General features: G+C 55.9%; 10 protein-coding genes. 6 read left to right on the forward strand and 4 right to left on the reverse strand.

The genetic code is table 11. From position 1 onward, the window contains the following. On the reverse strand, nucleotides 1-580 hold a 580-nt coding region (locus HMPREF1153_RS00880), incomplete at its 3' end, for a bacteriohemerythrin (RefSeq protein WP_232208148.1). Nucleotides 581-720: 140 nt separating this feature from the next. Between HMPREF1153_RS00880 and HMPREF1153_RS00885 the strand changes: the two genes are divergently transcribed. Next, the gene (locus HMPREF1153_RS00885; RefSeq protein WP_156810522.1) at nucleotides 721-2,049 is read left to right on the forward strand and encodes a replication-associated recombination protein A; all 1,329 of its coding nucleotides are present in this window, start codon (nucleotides 721-723) and stop codon (nucleotides 2,047-2,049) included. A gap of 92 nt (nucleotides 2,050-2,141) precedes the next feature. On the opposite strand, the gene HMPREF1153_RS00890 is transcribed toward HMPREF1153_RS00885, so the two are convergent. The 3 genes from HMPREF1153_RS00890 to HMPREF1153_RS00900 form a co-directional block, all read right to left on the reverse strand. Then, a complete protein-coding gene (locus HMPREF1153_RS00890; RefSeq protein ID WP_009645043.1) occupies nucleotides 2,142-2,936 on the reverse strand; it encodes an ABC transporter ATP-binding protein in 795 nt (264 codons plus the stop codon). Beyond that, nucleotides 2,936-3,817 carry an ABC transporter permease gene (locus HMPREF1153_RS00895; RefSeq protein ID WP_009645037.1) on the reverse strand — a complete coding sequence of 294 codons (882 nt, stop codon included), beginning with the start codon at nucleotides 3,815-3,817 and terminating at the stop codon, nucleotides 2,936-2,938. The genes HMPREF1153_RS00890 and HMPREF1153_RS00895 overlap by 1 nt, the downstream gene beginning before the upstream one ends. 86 nt (nucleotides 3,818-3,903) lie before the next feature. Further along, nucleotides 3,904-4,893 carry an ABC transporter substrate-binding protein gene (locus HMPREF1153_RS00900; RefSeq protein WP_037369380.1) on the reverse strand — a complete coding sequence of 330 codons (990 nt, stop codon included), beginning with the start codon at nucleotides 4,891-4,893 and terminating at the stop codon, nucleotides 3,904-3,906. A gap of 255 nt (nucleotides 4,894-5,148) precedes the next feature. Here HMPREF1153_RS00900 and HMPREF1153_RS00905 point away from each other — a divergent pair, with 255 nt between their 5' ends. The 5 genes from HMPREF1153_RS00905 to HMPREF1153_RS00925 all read left to right on the forward strand — a co-directional run bounded on the left by HMPREF1153_RS00905 (nucleotide 5,149) and on the right by HMPREF1153_RS00925 (nucleotide 10,561). Further along, nucleotides 5,149-6,645 (forward strand): methyl-accepting chemotaxis protein, encoded by a 1,497-nt coding sequence (locus HMPREF1153_RS00905; protein ID WP_009645044.1) that lies wholly within the window; start codon nucleotides 5,149-5,151, stop codon nucleotides 6,643-6,645. Nucleotides 6,646-6,845: 200 nt separating this feature from the next. Then, nucleotides 6,846-7,634, forward strand: a complete 789-nt coding sequence (locus tag HMPREF1153_RS00910; RefSeq protein ID WP_009645055.1) for an amino acid ABC transporter substrate-binding protein — start codon at nucleotides 6,846-6,848, stop codon at nucleotides 7,632-7,634. A 242-nt stretch (nucleotides 7,635-7,876) separates the two neighbouring features. Further along, nucleotides 7,877-8,647, forward strand: a complete 771-nt coding sequence (locus tag HMPREF1153_RS00915) for a transposase (RefSeq protein WP_232208149.1) — start codon at nucleotides 7,877-7,879, stop codon at nucleotides 8,645-8,647. 86 nt (nucleotides 8,648-8,733) lie between these two features. Beyond that, nucleotides 8,734-9,537, forward strand: coding sequence for a hypothetical protein (locus HMPREF1153_RS00920; RefSeq protein WP_009645059.1), 804 nt, complete (start codon nucleotides 8,734-8,736; stop codon nucleotides 9,535-9,537). 568 nt (nucleotides 9,538-10,105) lie between these two features. Continuing rightward, nucleotides 10,106-10,561 carry a MarR family winged helix-turn-helix transcriptional regulator gene (locus tag HMPREF1153_RS00925; protein ID WP_037369384.1) on the forward strand — a complete coding sequence of 152 codons (456 nt, stop codon included), beginning with the start codon at nucleotides 10,106-10,108 and terminating at the stop codon, nucleotides 10,559-10,561. Nucleotides 10,562-10,571 lie beyond the last annotated feature (10 nt).

Genomic DNA, 10,571 nt, shown 5'->3' on the forward strand with positions numbered 1-10,571 from the left:
GCTGGGCTGCCGGCGCTTTTGCCTCGATGGTCGTTTTCGCCTTCTTTTCGACGGAGGACGCGTGCTCTTCCTTGATTTCCTTACTTGTATGTGCCGCTTCTCGTGCCTTGGCGGCTTCTTCGGCGTGTGCCGTTTCCGCTGCCCGCGCTTCCTTTGCCGCCCGTGCCTTCGCCTCGACGGCGGCGGCCTTTGCCTTCTTCAGTGCGCTGCCGATCAGCATGTCGCTCGATAAAATGTGCTGCAGAAACCATTCGTTGAGGAAGTGCAGGAGACTCGTAAGCTCCTCGTGGTCGTTCTGGAAGTTCATCGAGGATTTGTGCTGGTCGATGACTTCGCGAAAATGTGCGTGCGCCTCCTTCTGATCTGCAAGCTCGTCATCGCGCGACATGGCCATGATTTCTTCTTCGTAGACGTGCTGTTTGACGATATGATCGTTCATCGTCGCTAGGAGTTGACCGCTCAAGCGGTGGTAATCGTCCTCATGACCAGCGGCGAGTGCTTCGCGCGCTTCTTCCATATCCTCTAGGAGGCGGCGGTGTCCGTTGTCGATAAAGGGGATTCCTGTTTCAAAATTTTCCAAGAAGCGGTACATAAGGCTCACTCCATTTTTTGCATAGTAATTCTCTTCTAAAGTATATCGTAGGTTGGGAGGTTTGTCTTAAGCGCGTCTTTTGACCCATAGCTATATCTGCTATAATGGAAAGAAATGAGGTGTGGAGGATGGAAATGGAACAGGAGTCACTTTTTCGGCGCGAGGTCGATTTGCCGCTGGCGGCGCGTATGCGTCCCAAGCGGCTTGCGGATTATGTGGGGCAGCAGCACCTCGTGGGCAAGGGAAAGATGCTCAGGAAGCTCATCGCCGAGGACAAGATCTTCTCGATGATCTTCTGGGGACCGCCGGGCGTCGGCAAGACGACGCTCGCACGCATCATTGCGCGGGAGACGAAGGCTCGTTTCATCGACTTTTCCGCCGTGACGAGCGGCATCAAGGAGATTCGCACGGTCATGCAGGAGGCGGAGAAGAACACGGCGTACGGTGAGCGCACGATTCTTTTCGTCGATGAGATCCATCGCTTCAACAAGGCGCAGCAGGACGCCTTCCTGCCGTTTGTGGAGAGGGGAAGCATCATCCTCATCGGCGCGACGACGGAGAACCCGTCGTTCGAAATCAACAGCGCTCTTCTGTCGCGCTGCCGCGTCTTTGTGCTCAAGGCCTTGCAGAAGGAGGACATCTTGGGGCTTCTGCGCCGTGCGCTCGCCGCGCCCGAGGGCTTCGGCGAGCAGAAGGTGGAAATAGCGGATGATCTTCTGGAAGCTTTGGCCGTGTTCGCCAACGGTGATGCGCGAACGGCTCTTTCTACCTTGGAGATCGTCGTTTTGAACGGCGAGGTGGAAAAGGATGCGATCCGTGTCACGCGCGAAACGGTGGAGCAGTGTTTGGAGAAGAAATCGCTGCTCTATGACAAGAAGGGAGAGGAGCATTATAATCTGATTTCGGCGCTTCACAAGTCGATGCGAAACTCCGATGCCGACGCTTCGGTTTACTGGCTCGCGCGCATGTTGGAAGCGGGCGAAGATCCTCTCTATATCGCGCGGCGCATCGTGCGCTTTGCGAGCGAGGATGTGGGACTTGCCGATCCGCGCGCTTTGGAGCTTGCCGTCGCGGCGTATCAAGCGTGCCATTTCATCGGCATGCCCGAGTGCTCGGTTCATCTGACGGAGGCCGCCGTTTACATGGCGCTCGCGCCGAAATCGAATGCGATGGAAGTCGCCTATTTGAAGGCAAAGGCCGATGCGACGAAGCGTCTCGCCGAGCCTGTGCCGCTCGTCATACGGAACGCCGTGACGCGACTCATGAAGGACGAGGGCTACGGCAAGGGCTATCAGTACGCGCACAACACGAAGGACAAACTCACGAACATGCAGTGCCTGCCCGATGATCTTCTGGGAAGCGTCTACTACGAGCCGACGGAGGAAGGGCTTGAGGGACGTTTCAAGGCGCGACTCGCCGATATCAAGCGCTGGAAGAAGGAACATGGTGCGAAGTGAGCAAGGGCGGAGTGCACAGTGCGGAAATTGAAACGATGGTGAAATAAAAGAAGCATCGCGTCGGTGTTGAATCGAGCGATGCTTCTTTTATTTCATGACAGCAACAGACTGTCATTCGTCATTTCGTTGCCCGCAGCCTTTTCAAAGAGCGCGAGCAGGTCGCGCACGGTCAGGCGCGATTTTTCTTCGCCTTTGACGTCGACGAGGATGTTTCCTTCGTGCATCATGATGAGGCGGTTGCCGAGGCGAAGGGCGTCCTTCATGTTGTGCGTGATCATGAGCGTCGTGAGCTTGCGCTTTTCTACGATGGATTTCGTGATGTCGAGAACTTTTTCCGCCGTCTTGGGGTCGAGTGCCGCCGTGTGCTCGTCGAGGAGTAGGAGCTTAGGCTCGGCCATCGTTGCCATGAGAAGCGTCAGGGCTTGGCGCTGACCGCCTGAGAGAAGGCCGACCTTGGATTCGAGACGATCTTCGAGACCGAGGTCTAGTCCCGCCAGAAGCTCGCGGAAGCGTTCGCGCTGCGCTTTGGAGAAGCTCCAGCGAAGACGCGGTGCATTGCCGCGGCGTGCGGCGATGGCGAGGTTCTCTTCGATCATCATGCCCGCTGCCGTGCCCATCATGGGGTCTTGGAAGACTCGTCCGATGTACTTGGCACGCTTGTGCTCGGGCCATTTCGTGATGTCTGTGCCCGCGATGACGATGTTGCCCGCGTCGACGCGGAAGGTGCCGGCGATGGAGTTCATCAGCGTCGATTTGCCCGCGCCGTTGCCGCCGATGACAGTCACGAAGTCGCCGGGCGAAAGGTGCAGCGTGACGCCTCGGAGCGCGTACTTTTCTGTGATTGTGCCGGGATTGAAGGTCTTGGCGATGTTTTGAAGTTTGAGCATCAGCGAGAGCCTCCTTTCGCGCGGCGGATGCGCGCCTGGATGAGCGGCAGGGACAGCGCGAGCGCGACGAGCGCCGCCGTGAAGAGCTTGAGGTCGTTGGGCGGCATGCCGAGTTCGAGGACGATGGCGATGACGGCGCGGTAGACGATGGAGCCGCCGATGACGGAGAGAAGGCAGTTTTTGAAGCTGCGCGTGCCGAAGAGCACCTCGCCGATGATGACGGAGGCGAGACCGATGACGATCGTGCCGACGCCCATGCCGACGTCCGCAAAGCCGTTCGACTGCGCGACGAGCGCTCCCGAGATGGCAACAAGACCGTTTGAGAGCAGGAGGCCGAGGATGATCGTCATGTCGGTATTGACGCCGTTCGCACGGATCATGTGGGGATTGTCTCCCGTCGCACGAATCGCCGCGCCGAGTTCAGTACTGAAGAAGTAGTAGCACGCGACGCTGATGACGACGACGATGAGAAAGCCCATGGCGAGCACGGCGACTTCGCGCGTGAGGCCGAAGCTCTGCGCCTGCGTGAAAATCGTCTCTGTATTGAGGAGCGGCAGGTTCGCCTTGCCCATGATGCGAAGATTCACGGAGTAGAGCGCGATCATCGTGAGGATGCCGGCGAGAAGCGCGGGGATCTTGAGCTTCGTCGTCAGAAGTCCCGTGATGACGCCTGAGATCATGCCCGCGACGAAGGCCGCGAAGATGGCGAGAAGCGGTGTGACGCCGGCGGCAAGGAGGTTCGCTGCCGTCGCCGCGCCCAGAGGGAAGCTGCCCTCGACGGTGAGGTCAGCGATGTCGAGGACGCGGAAGGTCAGGTAGACGCCGATGGCGAGGAGTGCCCAAAGGAGCCCTTGGGAAATCGTTGGTATGATGAGGTCCATAGAGAGAGATTCTCCTTTTTGAAAAAGCAGCCGCAAGGAATTGCTTGCGGCTGTTTCTTGGTTTTGATCGGGGACAGGAGCTGCAATTATTCGAAAATCTGCGCATCCTTCAAGATGTCGGCAGGAATCTGGATGCCGAGCGTTTCCGCGTTCTTCTTGTTGATGCTGACTTTGAGTTCCTTCGCCATCTCGATCGGCATGTCAGCGGGCTTCTTCTTGCCTTCGAGGATGTCGGCGGCCATGTGACCCGTCTGCACGCCGAGCTTGTAGTAGTCGATGCCGTAGGTCGCAAGCGCCCCCGCCTTGACCCAGTTGTCCTCGCTGCAGAACACGGGCTTCTTCGCCGGATTCGTGATGGAAAGAAGTGTCGGGACGGCGGAGGCCATGATGTTGTCCGTCGGCTCGAAGAAGGCGTCGACATCGCCGACGAGGCTGTTCGCCGCCTGCTGGATGTCATTGACGGTCGAGATCGTCGCCGTGCGCACCTTCAGCCCACGGCTCTCGGCATACTCGGCAATCGCCTTCGCCTGCACTTCGGAGTTGACCTCGCTTGAGCAGTAGATGATGCCGATGGTCTTGACCTCGGGGCAGATCTTCAGCATGAGGTCGACCTGCTCCTTGATGGGGCTCATGTCGCTCGTTCCCGTGACATTGCCGCCGGGCTTCTCGTTCGAAGCGGCGAGCTTCGCACCGACGTAGTCCGTGATCGCCGTGCCGACGATGGGAATGTCGTGCGTCGCGTTCGCCATGCTCTGTGCGGCGGGTGTCGCGATCGCACAGACGAGATTCATCTTCGCGTTGACGAAGCGCTGCGCGATGTTCTGCAGATTCGATTGATCGGCCTGCGCGTTCTGGCGGTCGATGGAGATGTTCTTTCCTTCCTCGAAGCCGCGCTCCTTGAGTCCGTCGGCGAATCCCTTGTTCGCCGCATCGAGCGCATTGTGCTCGACGAGCTGCACGACGCCGATCTTCACGTCCTTTGTGTCAGCGCTTTGGCCGCAGCCTACGAAACCGAGGCTCGCTGTGAGAAGAGAAGCGCCGAGGATGAGCGCCTTGAACTTTTTGGAAATGTGCATGAGGATTCCGCCTTTCTTCTGTGTGGGAAACGCATCTGAAGCCGCGTCGCCGAACAGTTCTTGATGAAGATTCCGGATGGATTCATGTAGAAAATATTGACGCAATATAAATATTATACATGTTTACAGAAAGAAATGCCATAGCTCTATGAAAATCAGGACAAAGCGTATAGTTGACAATTTCTGTTAAACGCTATATTCTAGTACTTATAGAGAAGGTATGATCGGTGAATAGTATCATTGGAGGAGATTTTGATGTTTGGCATGAAAAAGGCTGCAGCCGCTCCGAATGACGGGCAGAATCTGGCGGCAGCCATTCAGAGGGTTGCACAGGGGCATGAGAAGAATCAGCTTTTCTCCAAGGCAGATTCGCGCGAGCCGTGGGCGGACGCGTTCAATGCGCTCATCGACAAGGTGAACGAGGAGATCGAGTACCAGAAGTTCCGCATCCGCACGGTCAATGATGCCGTCCATTCGGGGCTTTGGTACATGAAGATCAATGCGGACTTCAGCATCGCCTATGCCATCTGGTCCGACGAGTTCCGCCGCATGGTCGGCTTCCGTGACGAGAACGACTTCCCCAATACGGTGGAATCTTGGAGTTCGCGCCTGCATCCCGACGATGTGGACGGAACGCTCTCCGCCTTCACGCAGTGCATCAAGGATCTGAGCGGCAATACGCCCTACGATGTCGACTACCGCATGAAGGTGCACGACGGCAGTTACAAGTGGTTTCATGCGTCGGGCAACGTCGTGCGCAATCAGAACGGACATCCGGAGGAGATCATCGGCGTCTTCGTCGACATCGACGAGGAGGTCAAGAACAAGGAATATCTCGACTACACTTTGAAGCGCTACGAGGCGATCGACAGCATCCTGGCGGAAGGCTCGTGGAACATGAAGGTCGTCGGCGACGATCCGACGAATCCGAACAATGAGTTCTGGTGGTCGGATCGTTTCCGCCACCTCCTGGGCTTCTCCAATACGACGGACTTCCCGAACAAGCTGAATTCGTGGGCCGATCGCCTGCATCCTGAGGACAAGGAGCGTACCTTGCAGGCGTTCCAAGCGCATATCATGGATCGCAGCGGCAGGACGCCGTTCGACCTTGAGTATCGCTTGAAGACGAAGACGGGCGAATACCTGTGGTTTCACGCCGTGGGCAAGACGATCCGAAAGCCCGACGGCACGCCCGTTCTGGTCGCCGGAGCTATCGAGGACATCACGTTGCTGAAGACTGGCAAGGAACAGTTCTACAAGGAATTCGGCTCAAGGATGGAAGGGCTTTATCACTCAATCGAGACGATCACGACGCGCGTGAACGAGACGGCGGAGCGCACGACCGAGATCACCGGCGTACAGGAGGAAATCACGCGGGCGGCAGAGGATACGCGCACGCAGACGGAGAACACGCTGAAGATGACGGAGCTCATCATGAACATCTCGAAGCAGACGAACCTCCTCGCGCTCAACGCCTCGATCGAGGCGGCACGCGCGGGTGATGCGGGCAGGGGCTTCTCCGTCGTCGCTGAAGAGGTGCGAAAGCTTGCTGACAGTAGTCAGGAGGCTGTCGGCAAGATTGTCGAGGCGCTTGGCTCGATGGAGAAGGCCTCGGCCAATATCGAGGAGAAGATCAAGACGATCAACCTCTTGATTGAAAGGCAAGCGGAGGGGATGAAGGAAATCCATACGTCTGTGGTACAGGCGAAGGAAGTATCGGGCGACATTGAGAAATTGACGAAGAGTATGTAAGAAAGCACTGGATTTATCCGTGCTTTTCTAGGCAGAAGCCTAGGAAACGCCGCGAAGGAGCAGGAAATTGTGCTCCTTCGCGGCGTTTTTGTGCATCAAAGAGCCGAAAATTATGACGAGATTCCCCCTTGGCAAATTCTCTTTGTCCATGTATAATATCACTATGATAATACTTTAACGAAGAAAAGGAGTGCTTTATTTTGAAGAAAATTTTATTCATCTGTTTGTCCCTCATGCTCGCGGCAGGTTTCATGGCAGGCTGTGGTGGACAGAAGGCGGCAAACGACGCGCCGAAGAAGATCGTCATCGGTCTGGACGACAACTTCCCGCCGATGGGCTTCCTCGACGAGAAGAACGAGATCACGGGCTTCGACGTGGAATTGGCGAAAGAGGCGGCGAAGCGCCTCGGCACGGAGGTCGAGTTCAAGGGCATCGACTGGGCAAGCAAGGAGGCTGAGATTCAGAGTGGTCGCATCGACGCGCTGTGGAATGGCTTGGAAATCACGGAGGAGCGCAAGAAGAATCTGCTCTTTTCCGAGCCGTACATGAACGATCAGCAGGTGATCTTCAAGCGTGCGGACGACGCTTCGATCACGAAGGAAGACGACCTCAAGAACAAGATCGTCGCGACGCAGAGCGCCTCGGGTACGGCAGAGGACTATGTGGATGGTCACAAAGATGTTACGGGCTACAAGGACGTCAAGAAGTACGCGGATTATTTGTCGGCGTTCATGGATCTCGAGAACGGCCGCGTCGACGCGATCGTCTGCGACGAGATCATCGGCCGCTTCTACATGTCGAAGCACCCCGACAAGATCGCCGCGCTCGACGGTCACGTTGGTCCCGTGACGCAGTTCGGCGTCGCTTATCGCAAGGATGATACGGCGCTCAAGGAGAAGATGCAGAAGGTTCTCGACGAGATGCGCGCCGACGGTACGATGGCGAAGATCTCGGAGAAGTGGTTCGGCAAGGACATCACGAAGTTGTAGTTTTGAAGGCTGTGCGCGAGCTTGGGGCTTGTGCACAGCCTTGCTGTATTTCGTGTTTTTTTATTGAGCGAGTACAGATCTCGTGATAAAATATAGAATAAAGAAAGGATATTTTTTGACATGGAGAGAGCTGTATGGCGCGGGTGAAGAGAACGTACAAGGATTCGCTTTTTTGCGATATATTTCGCCGCAGAGATTATTTGCAGGATGTATATAGCGGGCTTTTTGGGCGAGATGTTGCCTTGCAGGAAATACGGCTCATGACGCTGCAGGGGACATTCTTCAATGACGAGAAGAATGATGTAAGCTTCTTGGCGGGAAAGCGGCAGATTATCCTAATGGAGCATCAGAGCACTTTGAACGAGAACATGCCCTTGCGTATGTTTTGGTATATGGCGAAGCTCTATCGGAAGCAGGTGCCGAAGGATGCGCCGTACCGAACGCGACGTTTTCGGTTGCCGGCACCGTGCTTCTATGTATTCTACAATGGTCTTGACCCAGCGCCAGATGAATGGGAAATGCGTCTGTCGGAAGCTTTTGAGGGAGAGTGCTCCTCGTTGGAGCTTTGCGTCAAGGTGTATAATATCAACGAGACTCCTGGCAGCGTGATTCTTGAGAGGAGTCGTACTCTCAAAGGGTACAGTGCATTCGTGGCGCAGGTACGTCGAAAGACGGCGGCAGGAGTGAGTCTCGAGAGCGCTGTCAAGCAGGCGATCCGCTATTGTATCGAGCAGGACTTTTTGGCAGAATATTTTCTTGAGCGTGAGATGGAGGAGGTTTTTGACATGGTGAGCTTCAAGTGGAATCCTGAACTGGCAAAGCGTGTCCAACTTCAGGAAGCACAAGAGATCGGCATGGAAAAGGGCATGGAAAAGGGCATGGAAAAGGGTGTGACGGAGATCGTGCTCAACATGCTGAAGAAGAAAAAATGGTCATTGCAGGATATTTCTGAAGTCTCGCAATGGCCGTTGGACAAGATTGAGAATCTTGGAAAGATGCATCAGCTTTTGTGAATTCGTTGTCGATGGTGTTGTGCGCTTTTTGCCTGCGCTGTGGAAACAGCAAGCAAAAGGCGCATTTCTCGTAGGAGATATAGTTTATGGAGCTGGATTTCATCAAGCTGAGTCCGCTGGGAAATACGACGGTATTTTTGCGCGGGGAAGCTGCACCGGAGGCGCGTGCCGCGCTCCTCGCTGAGGCGATGGATTACGATCATCTGGCGGCGGAGCAGGCGGGTTTCCTCGTTGCGCCGCATTCCGAGGAGGCGCTTTTTCGCATTGAGATGTCGGGCGGCGAGTTCTGCGGCAATGCGACGCTTTCAGCGGCGGCTCTGGCGGCATCTGAAGGTGCTGAGTCCCCCTTTTTTGTCGAGTGCTCGGGTGCACCCGAACCGCTTCGGGCAGAGGCGCATCCGCTCGGCTCGGGACGCTGGCTGGCGCGTGCCGAGATGCCGCAGGCGCATGAGGTGCGGCGTATTTCTCTTGACGGATTTTCGTTTGGGGGCGCGGCGATATGTGTATCGCTTCCAGGCATCGTGCATCTCGTCGTCGAAGCCGCAGACCTTTCGGCGGCGGATTACGACGAGATGCTTGCCCGTCTGATGTGCGAGACGGACGCCGATGCTTACGGAGTCGTGCCGTTCGAGCGCTTGGGACGCGATTACTTTCGCATCCGTCCCTACGTCGCTGTGCCGAGCGCTAAAAGCCGCGTCTTTGAGCGTGCCTGTGGTTCGGGAAGCTTGGCGCTTGCGCTCGCTTTGGGAGACGCGGCGGAGGGCACGCGAATCGCCGTCGAGCAGCCGGGTGGCACGCTCTTCGTTGAGCGCGGCACACGGCTTTTGCTCGAAGGCGAGGTGCTCATTTCCTGCCGCGGTACGGTGGAACTGGGAAACGTGGGGCTGTGAGATGGCGGAGGTTCGTGAGGTGGGTTGCGCCAAATGGTTTGACGTGTATCGTATCGTGTCGTATAATAAAAAGAGAAGAGGTGCTACTGGTAAACGGTCAGCCCCTACTCTTGGTTGAGAGAAGAATTCCCCGCCTAAGTTGTGAGCCTGAGGCGGGGAATTCTTATTTTGCTTTTAACGCAACGATGCAGATCGTTACGAGGAAAACCAACGATAAAAAATCGTACAGATCCATAAGCAACGCCCCTGCTGAGCCGTCCAAGAAGCAAGCTCGCAGGCGTAGCTGATTGGCAAACGGCGCGTATGCGAAAACGTCCCAAGAGCGTGAGCCGAAGGCGAAGCGCGATTGGCTGACGTTGACCGCCTCTCAGGGGCTAAGAATCGACCGCCTACCGTTTTCGTAGCACCAATTGTATTATAGCATGGAAAGATGGCGTTTGGATATATAGTACACCAATTTGTTGAAATATAAAGAAAATGTTGATATAATCAACTAAGAGAAAATCTGTACGTCATGGATGTGAGATTGCTGCTGTTGCATTTGATCGTGTATGAGAGGGGGATCTTGATGGATAATTTGCAGGTGGCGCGTTGTTTTTCCATTTTGGACGGACGTTCGCGCAGCTATGTGTTGGAAGCATGTCGTCCTTTGCAGCTTACGTATTCGGAGTACGTCCTGCTTCTGCGCCTTTTTGACTGCGAGGGGGCGAGTCAGGAGGATTTGTCGCGTGCTCTGCAGACGGACAAGTCCGCCGTGGCGCGCACGCTCAAGCTCTTGGAACAGAAGGGCTTCATCTGTCGCGAGAAGGACGCGGAGGATCGCCGCATCAAGCGCATCCGTCTGACGGAGTACGGACGCATGCAGCATCCGTTCCTGCTGTCCGTGATGAATTCGTGGGTTAATTATCTGATCGATCCGTTGTCGCCGCAGGATGTCTCCTGTGTGGAGCGTAACTTCCAGATTTTGGCGGAACGCTCGTCGAAGGCGGATTTTCGAGAGCTCATTGGGAAGACGGCGCGGTGAAACCCGCAGG

The sequence above is a fragment of the Selenomonas sp. CM52 genome (genome assembly GCF_000292955.1).
GTDB lineage: Bacteria > Bacillota > Negativicutes > Selenomonadales > Selenomonadaceae > Selenomonas.

Excerpts from the sequence above, each read along its gene's own strand:
- HMPREF1153_RS00885 (WP_156810522.1), top strand. The coding sequence starts at position 721 with ATGGAAATGGAACAGGAGTCACTTTTTCGGCGCGAGGTCGATTTGCCG.
- HMPREF1153_RS00890 (WP_009645043.1), bottom strand. The coding sequence starts at position 2,936 with ATGCTCAAACTTCAAAACATCGCCAAGACCTTCAATCCCGGCACAATC.
- HMPREF1153_RS00895 (WP_009645037.1), bottom strand. The coding sequence starts at position 3,817 with ATGGACCTCATCATACCAACGATTTCCCAAGGGCTCCTTTGGGCACTC.
- HMPREF1153_RS00900 (WP_037369380.1), bottom strand. The coding sequence starts at position 4,893 with ATGCACATTTCCAAAAAGTTCAAGGCGCTCATCCTCGGCGCTTCTCTT.
- HMPREF1153_RS00905 (WP_009645044.1), top strand. The coding sequence starts at position 5,149 with ATGTTTGGCATGAAAAAGGCTGCAGCCGCTCCGAATGACGGGCAGAAT.
- HMPREF1153_RS00920 (WP_009645059.1), top strand. The coding sequence starts at position 8,734 with ATGGAGCTGGATTTCATCAAGCTGAGTCCGCTGGGAAATACGACGGTA.
- HMPREF1153_RS00925 (WP_037369384.1), top strand. The coding sequence starts at position 10,106 with ATGGATAATTTGCAGGTGGCGCGTTGTTTTTCCATTTTGGACGGACGT.